15 protein-coding genes are annotated in these 15,054 nt (G+C 35.4%); 10 read left to right on the top strand and 5 right to left on the bottom strand.

Annotation, left to right across the window (positions count from 1 at the left end; genetic code table 11):
- Window positions 1-199: 199 nt before the first annotated feature.
- Window positions 200-376, top strand: coding sequence for a T9SS type A sorting domain-containing protein (locus H1R81_RS23970; protein WP_181843291.1), 177 nt, complete (start codon window positions 200-202; stop codon window positions 374-376).
- A 57-nt stretch (window positions 377-433) separates the two neighbouring features.
- On the opposite strand, the gene H1R81_RS23965 is transcribed toward H1R81_RS23970, so the two are convergent.
- Together H1R81_RS23965 and H1R81_RS23960 are read right to left on the bottom strand one after the other, a co-directional pair.
- On the bottom strand, window positions 434-1,315 hold the full coding sequence (locus H1R81_RS23965) for a bifunctional 5,10-methylenetetrahydrofolate dehydrogenase/5,10-methenyltetrahydrofolate cyclohydrolase (protein ID WP_181843290.1): 882 nt from the start codon (window positions 1,313-1,315) through the stop codon (window positions 434-436).
- Window positions 1,316-1,425: 110 nt separating this feature from the next.
- Window positions 1,426-1,947, bottom strand: a complete 522-nt coding sequence (locus H1R81_RS23960; RefSeq protein WP_181843289.1) for a uridine kinase — start codon at window positions 1,945-1,947, stop codon at window positions 1,426-1,428.
- 102 nt (window positions 1,948-2,049) lie between these two features.
- On the opposite strand from H1R81_RS23960, the gene H1R81_RS23955 reads away from it, so the two are divergent.
- Both H1R81_RS23955 and H1R81_RS23950 read left to right on the top strand, forming a co-directional pair.
- The gene (locus H1R81_RS23955; protein WP_181843288.1) at window positions 2,050-2,217 is read left to right on the top strand and encodes a hypothetical protein; all 168 of its coding nucleotides are present in this window, start codon (window positions 2,050-2,052) and stop codon (window positions 2,215-2,217) included.
- A gap of 64 nt (window positions 2,218-2,281) precedes the next feature.
- Window positions 2,282-3,550 (top strand): amidohydrolase family protein, encoded by a 1,269-nt coding sequence (locus H1R81_RS23950; RefSeq protein WP_181843287.1) that lies wholly within the window; start codon window positions 2,282-2,284, stop codon window positions 3,548-3,550.
- Between the two features lie 44 nt (window positions 3,551-3,594).
- On the opposite strand, the gene H1R81_RS23945 is transcribed toward H1R81_RS23950, so the two are convergent.
- Complete coding sequence (locus H1R81_RS23945) at window positions 3,595-4,323, bottom strand: N-acetylmuramoyl-L-alanine amidase-like domain-containing protein (protein WP_229251210.1); 729 nt, start codon at window positions 4,321-4,323, stop codon at window positions 3,595-3,597.
- A 185-nt stretch (window positions 4,324-4,508) separates the two neighbouring features.
- Window positions 4,509-5,798 carry an aminopeptidase P N-terminal domain-containing protein gene (locus H1R81_RS23940; RefSeq protein WP_181843285.1) on the bottom strand — a complete coding sequence of 430 codons (1,290 nt, stop codon included), beginning with the start codon at window positions 5,796-5,798 and terminating at the stop codon, window positions 4,509-4,511.
- Window positions 5,799-5,968: 170 nt separating this feature from the next.
- Between H1R81_RS23940 and H1R81_RS23935 the strand changes: the two genes are divergently transcribed.
- From H1R81_RS23935 to H1R81_RS23925, 3 genes are all read left to right on the top strand, one after another.
- On the top strand, window positions 5,969-7,537 hold the full coding sequence (locus tag H1R81_RS23935; protein ID WP_181843284.1) for a S8 family serine peptidase: 1,569 nt from the start codon (window positions 5,969-5,971) through the stop codon (window positions 7,535-7,537).
- 114 nt (window positions 7,538-7,651) lie between these two features.
- Window positions 7,652-9,547 (top strand): tetratricopeptide repeat protein, encoded by a 1,896-nt coding sequence (locus tag H1R81_RS23930; RefSeq protein ID WP_181843283.1) that lies wholly within the window; start codon window positions 7,652-7,654, stop codon window positions 9,545-9,547.
- A gap of 65 nt (window positions 9,548-9,612) precedes the next feature.
- Window positions 9,613-10,239: a response regulator gene (locus tag H1R81_RS23925; RefSeq protein WP_181843282.1), complete on the top strand. Its 627-nt coding sequence runs from the start codon at window positions 9,613-9,615 to the stop codon at window positions 10,237-10,239.
- A 16-nt stretch (window positions 10,240-10,255) separates the two neighbouring features.
- On the opposite strand, the gene H1R81_RS23920 is transcribed toward H1R81_RS23925, so the two are convergent.
- Window positions 10,256-10,777 carry a hypothetical protein gene (locus tag H1R81_RS23920; RefSeq protein WP_181843281.1) on the bottom strand — a complete coding sequence of 174 codons (522 nt, stop codon included), beginning with the start codon at window positions 10,775-10,777 and terminating at the stop codon, window positions 10,256-10,258.
- Between the two features lie 258 nt (window positions 10,778-11,035).
- Between H1R81_RS23920 and H1R81_RS23915 the strand changes: the two genes are divergently transcribed.
- The 4 genes from H1R81_RS23915 (at window position 11,036) to H1R81_RS23900 (ending at window position 14,925) form a co-directional block, all read left to right on the top strand.
- Window positions 11,036-11,560 (top strand): gluconate 2-dehydrogenase subunit 3 family protein, encoded by a 525-nt coding sequence (locus tag H1R81_RS23915; protein ID WP_181843280.1) that lies wholly within the window; start codon window positions 11,036-11,038, stop codon window positions 11,558-11,560.
- A gap of 26 nt (window positions 11,561-11,586) precedes the next feature.
- Window positions 11,587-13,299: a GMC oxidoreductase gene (locus H1R81_RS23910; protein ID WP_181843279.1), complete on the top strand. Its 1,713-nt coding sequence runs from the start codon at window positions 11,587-11,589 to the stop codon at window positions 13,297-13,299.
- 39 nt (window positions 13,300-13,338) lie between these two features.
- Window positions 13,339-14,190 (top strand): sugar phosphate isomerase/epimerase, encoded by an 852-nt coding sequence (locus tag H1R81_RS23905; RefSeq protein ID WP_181843278.1) that lies wholly within the window; start codon window positions 13,339-13,341, stop codon window positions 14,188-14,190.
- 144 nt (window positions 14,191-14,334) lie between these two features.
- Complete coding sequence (locus tag H1R81_RS23900; protein ID WP_181843277.1) at window positions 14,335-14,925, top strand: XAC2610-related protein; 591 nt, start codon at window positions 14,335-14,337, stop codon at window positions 14,923-14,925.
- Window positions 14,926-15,054 lie beyond the last annotated feature (129 nt).

The raw sequence follows: 15,054 nt of genomic DNA, 5'->3' as shown, positions 1-15,054 counted from the left end.
AAGAATCGGTCATTTAAACGAATGTATCGGTTAGTTTAAAACATTCCGGTTATTTAATCGTTATAATTTACAATCCATAGACTCAAAATTTGCCAATTGATTAAACCCATGCAACATTTTTTTATCTAATGTTCGTCTCTACTATTGCACGGCAAAATTTTTGCTTCTCCTTTTATAAATAATAAAATTAATGATGATTATGAAAACCACAGCATTTTTAAAAGATTCACAAGGAAGAGTTATTCAAAAACAAAATCTTCAGGTAGGCTGCCAGCAGGAGTTTGATGTAGAGAAATTAAAAGATGGTGTTTACTTTGTAGAATTACAATTAGCAAAAGGTAAATCAATTACGCATCAATTCTATATTAATCATTAAAATATACGCCGCATAACCATGGGAGGCTTTACCAAATCAGTATTGCCTCCCTAAGTTTTATCTGTATATCTCTCTTCTTGCCGATAGTAGTGTGTTATACATTAAGGCAGCTACCGTCATTAGTCCAACCCCTCCCGGTACTGGCGTAATAAAGCTGCATTTGGGTGCAACCTCATCAAATTTCACATCACCTTTCAGTGCAAATCCACTTTTCTTGGTATTGTCGACCACACGTGTAAGCCCGACATCAATTACCACAGCACCCTCTTTAACCATATCAGCAGTAATAAATTCAGGTTTGCCTAATGCTGCAATCAGAATATCTGCCTGACGAGTAATTTCAGATAAATTCTGAGTACGACTATGAACCAGCGAAACTGTGCAATTGCCGGGGTAAGTGTTTCTTTGCATCAGAATACTCATGGGTAAACCAACTATCTGGCTCCTGCCTACAACTACACAGTGTTTTCCTGATGTTTCAATATTATATCTCTTAATCAGTTCCAATACACCGAATGGTGTTGCTGAAATATAGGCTGGTAATCCTTTAGCCATTCTTCCTATATTAATAGGGTGGAAACCATCAACATCTTTCCGGGGCTCAATCGACTCAATTACTCTTTCTACATTTATCTGAGCAGGAAGCGGCAATTGGACAATAAACCCATCAATATCATCATCTTCATTCAATTGTTTAATTACCAGAAGAAGTTCTTCCTCTGTAATACTATCATCTCTACGAATTAAAGTTGATTTAAACCCAATTTCTTCACAAGATTTAATTTTACTTGCTACATAGGTTTCGCTTGAGCCATTATTACCAACTAATATTGCAGCCAGATGTGGAATTTTACTTCCGCTTGCTTTTTGTTTTTCTACTTCCGATTTTAATTCTTGTTTAACCTGAGCCGAAATTAATTTTCCGTCTATGAGATTCATTGAGCTAATTTTTAATGAGAATGCAAAGGTCTGTTAAATCAAACAAATTCAAAAATTAATCTTCTAAAAAATAGAATAAACAATTGCAAAAAAAGAGTAGTTTCAAGCACTTAATTTTTGGCAGTATTCTTATCTAAATACTTAATTACCTTATCCATATCAAATTCATCTTCACCACTGATAGTTAGAATATCTTTCATTTTGACATATGGTTTACCAAATTTCTGAAACGAATGCCAGATATGATCAATAAACCATGTTGGTTCATACCCCCATCGTGTATCCATTGATTTTCTTATCAGAAACGTCCTTTTAGAAATCTTTACAAATAGTTTTTTATCCAGCAGTGTATTGATTGATTCATCATGAAAAGCAAATAAACCCTCCGCAATCACCACATCAAATTTTTCATTAAAAAGAATCAAGACCTCTTTGAACAATTTAAAGTCAATAGAATGAGGGGATTCCCAATCTGTCCTGCTTTTGATTTTCGGGATCTGTGTTTCAGGAAACACAAAATCATCCTGGTGAAAAATTATTGCTTTCTTTCCATTCTTACGAAAATGAGTTACCAAAAGATTGGCTAAAGTACTTTTGCCTGAACGACTGACACCTCCGATTCCAATAAGCATAGTGTTTAAGATTTTTTGTAAAAATGTAAATTTTAGATAAAAGAATTAAATAAAATTTTATTTTTGGATAAAATTCAAATTTACACCCTAACCTACATATACATGGATAAAAACAAACTTACAATCTACGCCAGCTATGTGGCTATTACTTGCGGCCTATTAATTCTTACCCTTAGTCTGTTTTTCCCTGAGGTGACTACTTTCAAAATCCTAATGGGACTTCTATTTATAGCGGTCGGTATGATAGGTTTGAGATGGTTTCGTAGATAGCAACCGAACAAATGTAACAGACAGTGACTAAAATCCTTTTAATAATTATTCAACCAAAACTTTCATGAAGAAACTCATAATCTTTTCAATTACTTTACATTTCATCTTTACAAACATCTTATTCGCCCAACAATCAACCTACCTGAAACCTGAAAGAATATTTGATGGAGAAAAAGTTCTGGAAAAATACGGTGTGCTTCTTAAAGCCAACAAAATTGAAAAGGTCGCTTTACACACTGATATCGAAAAAAATCTTGCTAGTGATACAAAAATAATTGAGCTCAAAAACTGCACTTTATTACCTGGTTTAATTGAAGGACATACCCATTTATTTTTACATCCGTATAATGAAACATCATGGAACGACCAGGTACTCAAAGAATCGCGTTCTTACCGAACAGCAAGAGCAGTGAAACATGCGGAAAGAACACTGAAGGCAGGTTTTACAACCGCGAGAGATTTAGGAACTGAAGGAGCTGAATTTGATGATGTAGGGCTTAAAAGGGCCATTAATGAAAATGTAATCCTGGGGCCAAGATTATTGATTGCAACCAAAGCTTTGGTTGCTACCGGAAGCTATGCTCCCAAAGGATTTGCCTCTGATATTGATGTGCCACAAGGAGCGGAAGAGGCAGACGGGCATGATGATCTGATAAAAAAAGTGAGGAATCAGATCGGCAGAGGAGCAGATGTCATAAAAATTTATGCTGATTACCGATGGGGTCTAAAAGGTGAGGCTGCTCCTACTTTCACTCTTGAAGAAATTAAATTAATTGTTTCAACTGCTAAGAGTTCGGGCAGACCAACAGTAGCTCATGCCTCTACAGCAGAAGGCATGAAAAGAGCTATTCTGGGAGGAGTAGAAACAATAGAACATGGAGATAATGGCACCCCTGAAATTTGGAAACTGATGGCCGAAAAAAATGTATTTCTTTGCCCTACCTTAGCCGCAGGTGATGCCATTTTACAATATGGAGGCTGGAAAAAAGGAATTGACATGGAGCCTGAAAGAATAAAACAGAAAAAGGAAACATTTAAAGAAATTCTGAATTCAGGTGTCAGGATCTGTATGGGTGGTGATGTTGGGGTTTTTCCACATGGTGATAATGCCCGTGAAATAGAAATGTTGGTTGAATACGGTATGAAACCAATTGAAGCACTTAAATCGGCTACAAGTACTAATGCGGATGCTTTCCACATAGAAAAACAAGTCGGTAGAATTAAAGACGGGTTATTGGCTGATATTTTAGTGGTTGAAGGTGACCCATCTAAAGATATTAAGAGTATCAGAAATATTAAGCTTGTGATAAAAGATGGGCAGGCCATCGAATAAAACTTAAACTAACAATATTACCGTTTCATAGAAATCATCTTTGTTTATTGCAGAAGTCTAACAACCGCAATACCTGAATGCTTCTTAAACCTATTGAGATAATCAGTTAAAGGCTCTGGCGAAATCACTATCTTTTTCAGCTCCTGTGAGGCGTGCAATAAATGAATCCGTCCGTTTTTTCGAATGGCAAAACCCTCATGATTAAAATCAAGTCCTTCAATAATTGAAGTTATAGCGATAATATCGCCATCCTGAATCTCGCTTTCAATTTTCTTTACATCTGCTTTTGGTATATAATAAAAATCATACTTATTAAGTTGATTCTCATAATTTTCTAATGCAGAAAATGTTTCGATATTCTTAAGTTGGGGATACAAGTCACGGTGGCTGGTCATAAAGTGAATTTGTTTTTCAGATAATTTCCCTCCAATCATTTCAGTCATATCCTGCACAATCTTGTTCTCTTCTGCCCTGATTGCCCACTCTTTGAAATAATGCAAACGTGAAGCATATCCATCTATTTGCCCATCTCTATATCTGAGTTTCTTCAGATTATTCAGAAAAGATGTAAAACTCGGCTTTGAAGAATGTCTGGTTACAGCCATAGCAGAAACCGTTTCAACAAAAGTCCAGCAATCAAATTCTTTCAGATTACAAACTAATTGTTCTTTTGGAGATGCCTCAAGTGTGCCGGATTTATAAGTTTGACCTAAAAATGATTGTGCAATAGTAATAGCCGTTTGAGCAGTAGTTTCTCCTTTTTTTAACTCCATTTTTTGTCGAAAAACGATCTCATCAACATTCTGAGCAAATACTGACTTTGAAGCAAAAATCAGTAAAGTTGTACAAAAAAACCTTATTGAAAGCACTATATTTTTCATTTTATTAAAAAAATTATCAGACCTGTAAAGATAGTATAAAACTATCTTCGATTAATATTCTTTTACAAAGTCAGCAGTTAATTATTCATTAAATCCTCTACTTCATCAATCTCAATCGGAATATCTTCCATTAAATCTATATTCCCGCGTTGAGTAATCAGAATATCGTTTTCTAAACGAATACCTAATTTTTCTTCTGGGATATATATTCCAGGCTCACAAGTAAAAACCATTCCTGGCTTAAAAGTTTCGTACCGATTGCCAATATCATGAACATCAAGACCCAAATGATGAGAAATACCATGTGGGAAATATTTTCTGTACAATGGGGTGTCGGGATCTTGTCTGGTGACATCACTTTTGTTTAGTAACCCTAATTCAATAAGTTCCGTTTCCACCACTTTGCCTACGTCTTTCCGCAGTTTATCCATAGTATTACCTTTCACGATCATATTACGTGCAATGCGCAATATCCTGAGAACTGAATTATAAACTTCTTTTTGCCTTGGGGTAAATTTGCCATTAACAGGTAAACAACGGGTTATATCGGCATTATAATTGGCATACTCCGCGCCAAAATCCATCAATATAACTTCTCCATCTCTACAAATATTATTATTGGTAATATAATGTAATACGCAAGCGCTTTGTCCTGACGCCATAATCGGATGAAAGGCATGGCCACGAGACCTATTCATTAAAAATTCATGGGTCAACTCAGCTTCCAATTCAAATTCGCGTACATTAGGTTTCAAAAACTTCGCCATTCGTTTAAACCCTTTAGCCGAGATTTCTATCGCTCTTTTCATTAATTCTATTTCATGCGGCTGTTTAATCACACGCAATTGTCTCATCAAGGGTGCAAGTCTTTCCATACGATGTAATGGGAATTTTTGGTAAAATTCATCTATAAACCTTCTTTCACGGCTCTGAAATTTCCAGTCTGCGCCATCGTGTTCATTCATGTTCAGATAAACCTGATCCGCTTCGAAAACAAGTTTTCGGAGAATCGACTCAAAACTATTTGCCCAAACAACCTTAGGAATATCTGAAATATTTGTTGCCTGTAATTTGGTTAGCTTGTCTCCCTCCCAGGTTTTAATATGCTCACTTGTTTCACGAATTAATAGGATCTCTCTAAAATTTTCGTCAGGAAAATCCGGAAACAAAATCAATATACTTTCCTCCTGGTCAATACCAGTTAAATAAAAAAAATCGTTATTCTGTCTGAAACCCAGTGTCCCGTCTGCATTACTCGGAATCACATCGTTCGACAAAACAATTGCCATTGATTTAGGTTTTAATAATGAATTAAGACGCTTTCGATTGCTTAAGAACAAAGTTGAGTCAATTGGATCGTAACGCATATTGGGTGATTTTTAGTTGACTTTTGTGGTTCGGGTTATATTATCAATATTTTTAGTTAAATTTATCAATCAAATTTCATTTTAATAAAAAAACTATTCTGATAGATTGCTAAGTAGGTTATATTATAGCAGGAATTGAGCATTCTAAAATTATAGATTATCTAATAAGTATGACAAGGGTCGGACATTTTCTTATTACTACTTTGCTTTTTGTTTTTATTTCTTTACATGTATTTTCACAGCAAAAGTACTGGGTTCTTTTCAAAGATAAAGAATTAAACTCAAAAGCCTCCATTTCTGAAAAATGTAGAGAGAACCGAAGGGAATTAGGCATTTTAGAAACCCAAATCACTGATTTACCTGTTAATAGCAACTATATAAGCCAACTCAGGGTAAATGGTATTTCGGTTATCAATGCTTCAAAATGGTTAAATGGTATTTCGGCAAATCTTACTCATTCTCAGATACAATACATTAAAAACCTGCCTTTTGTTCAGCAAATCATACCTATTGATTGTAAACTGATTTTAGCAAAGACTAATTCTGGAATAAATTATCTGAAAGTTGATGATTTAAGGGTAGACTATGTAATGAAACAAGTAGGAATAGAGGGATTTCTGATGGCAGGTCTAAACGGGAAAGGGGTAACTATAGGTGTAATTGATGCCGGATATTTTGGTGTAAGCGAATCTCTGGCTTTAGGACATTTATTTACAGAAAATAGAATTTTAGGCATAAAAGATTACGTAAATCCTAAAAAAATCAATCATTTTGATGAACGTGAAACTTCATCTGACTTTCATGGAACTGAAGTCCTGACAGCTATTACAGGTAAATCCCATGATGATAAATTACTATTCGGATTGGCAACTCAGGCGAACTTTTATCTGGCACGAACTGATACCGGTGGCCGAGAGTTTCGTGGAGAAGAAGATAACTGGGTCTCGGCTATGGAATGGATGGATAGCTTAGGAGTACGTCTGATTAACACTTCTTTAGGTTATGCAAAAGGCTTCTCAAATCCAAAAGAAGATTATAAACCAGACCAAATGAATGGCAATACAAGTATTATTGCTCGAGCAGCCAAAATCGCCACCGAAGAAAAGGGAATGATCGTTGTAGTTTCGGCCGGAAATGAGGGTGACGACCGAGATTGGCGGATTATTTCAACTCCGGCTGATGCCGAAGGCACCATTGCTGTCGGGGCTACTAATGAGCTCGGTCTTAAAATGGGTTATAGTAGTGTCGGTCCAGATTTTTTGGATTATCTCAAACCCAATGTTGCCTGTTATTCATTATATGGCACATCTTTGGCCGCTCCTGTTATTACAGGGTTTGTTGCGTGTATGCTACAGGCAAATCCTAAATTAACCAATAAAGAAATCAAAAACTACCTTCAAAAATCTTCCAGTTTGTATCCTTTTGGTAATAACTATATTGGTTTTGGCATTCCAAATGCAGCTAAAGCCTTAGATTTAATTCAGAATCCTTCACGCGAGCCATTAGAAACCCGAAATATCACCAGAACAATAAATGTTTCTGAAAACGAACAGCAAATTGAGATTGCAGTAAAGGAGGGCGAAATCGTAACGGTTTTCTATAAAAAAACACCATTTCTGGTGCTTTCTCAGGATGCACAGAAAGTAAAGCATAACTTTATTACACTCAAACGTAATTCAAGGGTAAAACACACTACAGTAGTTACAAAAGAAGAGGTAGTTGAAGTAATCTGGTTATAATTTCCTACTCCCTTGCTGATTTCAACTTATTATAGCTAAGTGAAAGTTTTTTCATAAAAAATCTTATTTTTGTATCTGTACGCTACTCGTCCTGATTCATACCAGATACCTATTATGAAAAAATCCATCTACCTCGTTCTCTTTTTATGCTTTATTGCACCACATTCTTTTGCCCAATTCCCTAAAACTGTTGATTCCCTCAGGGTTTTCCTAAAAACGCATATTCAGGATACTACCTACATTTTAGGTCTTAGTGAATATACCTTCCAGAGTATTCAGCAAGGTGCATACGCAACAGCTGATTCAGGAATTACAGCTTTGGAGTCATTAAGTAAAAAACTGAACTATGGAACAGGTTTTTACAGAGCTATGAATTCAAGAGGATTTCTTGCCTACTCTAAGCAAAAATACAATGAAGCTCTCAGTTACTTTATAAAATGCAAGGAGGTTATTGAAAAATATAAACTTCCCAAAAAAACATATCAGAATGCTTTAAATAATATCAGTGTAGCATACGGCGCATTAGGCGATCGGGAACAGGCAACAAAATATGCTATGGAATTAATTGATTTTCAGGAGAAAAACAATATAAGACCCTATAAAAGCAGCCCTTATGACCGGATTGCCAACAACCTGCAGCATTATAAAAAATATGACGAAGCCATGAAGTATTACCAGAAAGCGCTTCAAATAGAAAAAGAAAATAATAACAAGATTTATATTGCAATTGCTGAAAACAGCATAGGAAATCTTTATGAAATGCTTAAAAAGCCAAAAGAGGCAATAAATTGCTTTTTAAGAGGATTGAAAATGGCAGAAGAAGCAGATTATGCGCTTTTACAGACTGATTTTTTAACCAATCTTGGCCGAATCTATTTTTCGCAGAATGATTTTGTAAAGGCTGAATCTTATCTCAAAAAAAGTGAGAAAATGATTAAAGAATTAGACGCAACTGCATCTTTGAAAATAGTTTATCATAATTTAGGTGATTTGTATTCAAAGCAAAATAAAAACGTACTTGCCGAAAAATATTATTTAAAGTCTTTAGAATTAGCTAAAGAGCTCAAGGATATTTATATGCTTTACAGTATCAATGAAAACATATCTGCCTTCTATGCAGACACAAAAAATTATCAAAAAGCATATGAGCATAAGCTCGCCGCAGAAATAGCCAAGGACTCAACTTTTAAGGTTGAAACTGCAAATAACACAGAAGAATTGCAGACAAAATATGAGACCAAACAAAAAGAACAAGAAATTGCTTTACTCAACGAAAAAAATGCCAAAGCCTCACTTCAAAACAAAGGTATCATCATAGGCAGTTTTCTGCTCCTTTTACTCATTGGGGTTTTCACAATATTTGTATTAAACAGAAATAAGTTAAGACGCTTACAGGAAGCTGAAAAATTGCGGAATAGAATAGCTTCAGATTTACATGATGAAATTGGGAGTACACTAAGTAGTATTTTGTTGATTAGTGGCATGGCTAAAAATCAGACATCTGTTGTAACAAATGACAAAAACAACAAGATGTTTACTAAAATACACTCAGACTCACAGCATGTGCTGGAATCGGTTGATGAAATCATCTGGTCTGTTAACCCCGTAAATGATTCTTTGCAGGGTATTCTGCTTCGGTTAAGAGAGTTTGCTTTCCCCTTGGCTGAATCAAAGAATATTGCTTTCGATTTTAAAATAGATGAAGGCATTGAAAGTTTAAGTCTGCCTATGGAAATTCGCAGAAATTTGTATCTGATTATTAAAGAGGCAATTAATAACCTGATTAAATACTCTGATGCTACTCAGGCGAGTGTACATTTTATAAAAAACAAAAAAGACCTGTCAATCACTGTAAAAGATAACGGGATGGGGTTTGATACTTTGCTGAATACCTCAAGAAATGGTTTAAAAAATATGAAATTGCGGGCTGCCGAAATTGGTGCTAAAATTGACATTTCGTCTTCTTCAACAGCAGGTTCTTCCATAACTCTCAACTTTTCTATCACATAAATACGCCATTTAATAGTAATACTTAAAATTTTATCTTTGCTCACAATACTATTTAATTCTCGGAGATGATTAGAGTTTCTATTTATGAAGACAATGCTCAATTGAGTGAAACGCTTGTTTGGGTGATAGAATCGTGTGAAGATATAATTCTAACAGGGGCACATCAGAATCCTGTAAATATATTGGAAGATGTGACTACTGAACAGCCAGATGTGATACTAATGGATATTGAAATGCCATTTATGACAGGTATTGAAGCTACTGGTCTATTGTCTAAAAAACTAAGTAAAATACCTAAAATACTTATGCTCACTGTATTTGAGGACCCAAATCGAATTTTTGATGCACTCAAGGCAGGGGCAGTCGGATATTTACTGAAGAAAACTTCGGGGGATAAAATAATTGAAGGTATCAAAGACATCTACAAAGGTGGAGGGGTCATGAGCCCGTCTATCGCCTTGAAAGTTCTGTCAACTTTTCAAGAACCAAAACTCAATCCTTACGAGCTTACAAGCAGAGAAATTGAGGTATTGCAAAGATTAGTAGAAGGCGATAGCTATAAGCTCATCGCCTATCATTATGATATTAGTATAAACACAGTTGAGAAGCACATTTTACATATTTACCAGAAACTGCATGTAAATTCAAAAGGCGAAGCAATTACCAAGGCCATCAGAGATAAATTGGTGTAGCGGTTTTTAGAATTAATTAGCTGATAGCCACACCCAGACCAATTATGGCTGCTTTACTGCGTCTTCTTAGAAAATAAAAGCCAATAAAAAAGCCAATTAAGGTCAATAAGTCTGTGTCCTGACCTGATTCAAGAATACTGATTTTCCCTTCCTGATTCAGAAAATTTCTATCTCTATCATAGTTAACCACAACAGGGTCATTATCGGTAAATGGCAAATCATGAATCAATTCCCATTGCTTCATAAAGAAATCTGCCCTTTTCCAGATATACTTTTCCCCATTTGTCAACTTGGCTTCCGCCTTGCTTCTGAAACCTAAATTTATTTTAGCTACTTCATTAATAGTTTCATCCGTAACTCTTACTTCCTTATTCACAAAACCAGAAACATCGAATCTGAATTTTTTACCATATAGTTCAGCCTCTATTTCTCTATCAAATAGTTTGAATGTAATTATCCCCACTACACTTCCTTTTTCATCTTTAAATTCAATATTTCTATTAAATGCTTTTCTTGTCCAGTTCAATGATTTTGTCATCTGAGTTTATCTGTTTTGAATGGTTAAATGAGTAATGTCGTATTTTTCTAATACTAACTGCTTTAAAATTATTTAATAATACATCATTTCTCATAATCTTACTACTGTTAAGAACTTTTAATTAATATCATACTGATAGGAGTTCATTATTCTATGATTCTGTCCTGCTATTTTATCTATACAAAACTAAATTTTGTCTCATAAAAACTCGAAAGAATTAAATTTTAAAGTAACTTTATCTTTCCAAATATTCTCCTTATGAACCGACGTATAGCTATCAGAGACCTGACTTTAGCATTAGGTGGGCTTGTCTCTATTCCTGCCTGGGCAACCGATGGCTGGAACACTCATTCTTTTCAACTCAATCAAAGCTTTTTAAAGGTAAGCGAGCAGAATATGCTTGAGGTAATAGTAGAGACTATTATTCCTGAATCTACTACCAAAGGAGCGAAATCTTTAGGTGTACCTGCTTTTTTACAGAAAATGCTACAGGATTGCTACGAAGCACCCGTTTCAGAAAATATAAGGAATGGATTAGCAGCTACTGACACCACAGCACAAAAGCAATTCGGAAAATCCTTTGCCGATTGTGATACCCAACAAAAACAGCAAATTTTATTGAGTTTTGAAAAAAGTCAGGATACCAAGCTAAAAGATTTCTATAGCCTTGTCAAAAACCTGACTATTTTAGGGTATACAACTTCGGAATATGTGCAAACTGAGTTTCTGCGCTATAATATGGCACCAGGACACTATTATGGCTGTGTACCTGTAAAAAAATAAGCTATTCACCTTAACCAAAGATATAAATGGCAAATCTGAATATTGAGGCTAAAAAACAGAATACTTACGATGCCATCGTGATTGGCTCAGGTATTAGTGGGGGTTGGGCAGCCAAGGAATTGTGTGAGAAAGGTCTGAAAACAATTGTCTTAGAACGGGGACGAGATATTAAGCATATTGCAGATTATCCTACTGCCATGAAAAATCCCTGGGATTTTGAACATCGTGGACAAGTACCTTTAGATATAAGAGCCCAATATCCCAAAGGAAGATCTGCTTTTTTAAGAGAAGAAACGCTCCCTTTTGCTCTGAAAGATGGGATTCAGCCCTTTGTTGAAGAAAAACCCTTTACATGGACCCGTGGATACCATGTAGGGGGTAAGTCTCTTATGTGGGCAAGACAAACCCAACGCTGGAGTGACCTGGATTTTGAAGGCCCTAAGCGTGATGGGTTTGCTGTAGACTGGCCGATACGTTATGCTGATATTGCTCCGTGGTATAGCCATGTGGAGAAATTCGCGGGTATTTCAGGAAATAAAGATGGTTTGCAGGAATTACCTGATGGAGAGTTTCTTACACCAATAGAACTCAATTGTGTAGAACAACATCTGAAAAAGGTTTTAGCTGAACATTATGAACAAAAACGCCATGTAATTCAAGGACGTTGCGCCCATGTTACCGAGCCACAAGCCATTCATCTGAAACAGGGAAGAGCCAAATGTCAGCATCGTAATCTCTGTAACCGTGGTTGCCCTTATGGAGGCTATTTCAGCAGTAATGCCTCTACCCTGCCCTGGGCTGCCAAAACAGGCAATATGACATTAAGGCCTTTTTCGACAGTTCATTCAATCATTTTTGATGAAAAACTGAATAAGGCAAGTGGAGTAAGGGTAGTTGACACAAATACGAAAGAAATGATTGAATACTATGCGAAAATCATTTTTGTAAATGGCTCAGCGCTTAATTCAAATTTAATTTTATTGAATTCCATTTCTGGCCGTTTTCCTAATGGATTAGGAAATGATAGTGGGCTTTTGGGGAAATTTATAGCATGGCATAATTACCGCGGCAGGATTTCTGCCGAAGTTGAGGGCTTTTTAGATAAAATGACTGATGGGAAAAACCCAAGCAATGGATATGTGCCAAGATTCAGAAATCTATTTTCTCAGGAAACTGATTTCTTAAGGGGTTATGCCGCAGGTGTTGGTGCTGGCAGAGGGTACTATTCAAGCCGCGAGGGGATTGGAGAAGATCTAAAGAATAATTTATTGTATCCGAAATTAGGCAACTGGGGAGTAAGTTCGTGGATGATGGGTGAAATTGTACCTATTGAAAAGAACCACGTGAGATTACATGAGACTTTAAAAGACCCTTATGGTATTCCTCAATTGGTTACATCTGCCGAATGGACAGATAATGATGTGAAGATGGTACAGGATTATATCGAACAGTTTACCGAAATGTTTACCAAAGCCGGATTTAAGAATATAAAGGCATCTGATGGTAAATCAAATCCGGGTTCAGATATTCACGAAATGGGTGGTGTCAGAATGGGATACGACCCCAAGACCTCCTTGCTTAATAAGTGGAATGCTTTGCATCTTTGCAAAAATGTTTTTGTAACTGATGGTGCTTGCATGACTTCAACCGGAACACAAAATCCATCGTTGACCTATATGGCATTAACAGCCCGTGCTGCCAATTATGCTGTTGGTGAGTTGAAAAAAAGAAACCTTTAAATAACTATAATTAACCCGGCGGAAATCGCTACATTGACAATGAAAAAAATCCTTTTTTACAGTTTATTAAGCCTGTTATTTAGTCAGGAAGTGAATGCACAAAAGAAAAAGCCATTGTATAAAGCTCCATTTGCAGTGCAGACCTATACCTATAGGAATGTGATGCCCAAAGATGTGCCAGGTACTTTAGACCTCATTAAATCTTTAGGTGTTACAGAAATAGAAGGTGGCGGTGCTAAAGGTGTTACCCTGGAAGAATTTAAAAAAATGTGTGATGATCGCGGTATCAAAATCCCTTCAACAGGAATCGGATATGAACAATTAAGAACCCCTGAAGAAACAGTTAAAAGAGCTAAAATCCTAGGCTCAACCTATGTGATGTGTGCCTGGATACCTCATAAAGGTGATAATTTTACGATTGAAGAAGCTAAAAAAGCCGTGGAGGATTTCAATTATGCGGGTAAAATTTTTAAAGAAAATGGCATTACTTTCTGTTACCATGATCACGGATATGAGTTCAGACCTTATGAAGATGGCACTTTGATGGACTATATCATCAAAAATACCAACCCTGAATATGTTTCTTTTGAAATGGATGTATTATGGACAATTCATGGTGGTGGAGACCCGGTAGCCTTGATGAAAAAATATGGTAATCGCTGGAAACTGATGCACGTGAAAGATTTGAAAAAGGGTATTACAGGAGATTTTTCAGGCCATACACCTGCTGAAAATGATGTGGTTTTGGGCACAGGGCAGGCTGATTGGGTGAATATCTTTAAAGAAGCTAACAAAATAGGTATCAAGCATTTCTTTATTGAAGATGAAAGCAATAACGAACTTGTGAATGTTCCGAAAAGTATTGAGTATCTGAAGAATTTGAAAGAGTAATATCCATTAAAACTTTTTCATGAAGAAAACCTTGCTTTCTAATATTGAAACAAGGTTTTTTTATTAAATTTTGATGTGAGAATAATCCATTAATTACATTAAATTATGCGACTCTTTTTTCTGTTTTTGCTAATTAACCAGAGTGTGCGCGCACAACTTTATTTACCACATACAAGAAAAGAAGCGATAGATATTGTAAATAAAAATTTAAGTAAAGAAATATTCGAGAACTATAACCCAGACCAATATATAAAAATTGGTAGTTTCATTTCAAAATCTAAACGACATGCTTTGATTTGTTATTTAGATAAAAAATTAAATTATCATCTTGAACTTTTTGAAATAGTCAAAAATAAACTTGTTCAAAAATACCATATTCCTGACTTTGATGGAAATACTCTTTATTTTTCAATAGATTTTCAAGACTGGAACTATGATGGATATAAAGACATTCTTATTAGAATAAGCGCATCAAATGGTTATACTATATCTCATTATCAATTGTTTTTATATATTCCACAGAAAAACTCTCTCCTTTTAAAAAAACAATTTGTAAAATTACCCAATCCTAAAAGGGTTCCCACAAAGAAAATTGTAATATCAGAAATCTACATACAATGCACAAAAGATTTTACGATCAATGTTTGCAAACGTCGTTATAGATGGTCGAAAAATAATCTTTATTTTATTGATGAAAAATGCCCCTGCAAAGATTTCTGGACTAAAGCAAGGTAATAAGGATGTCTGGTCCTAAAAATACGATACAAGATTTATTAATATTAAAGGTACACTTTAAGCAGTAGTAATCAATTGGTTACTACTGCTTTTGCTTTATAAGATTTTATGTTTAATTGATTTTGATTG

This window comes from Emticicia sp. BO119 (assembly GCF_013912375.1).
Taxonomy (GTDB): domain Bacteria; phylum Bacteroidota; class Bacteroidia; order Cytophagales; family Spirosomataceae; genus Emticicia.
This window is presented reverse-complemented; position numbering and strand designations above follow the sequence as displayed.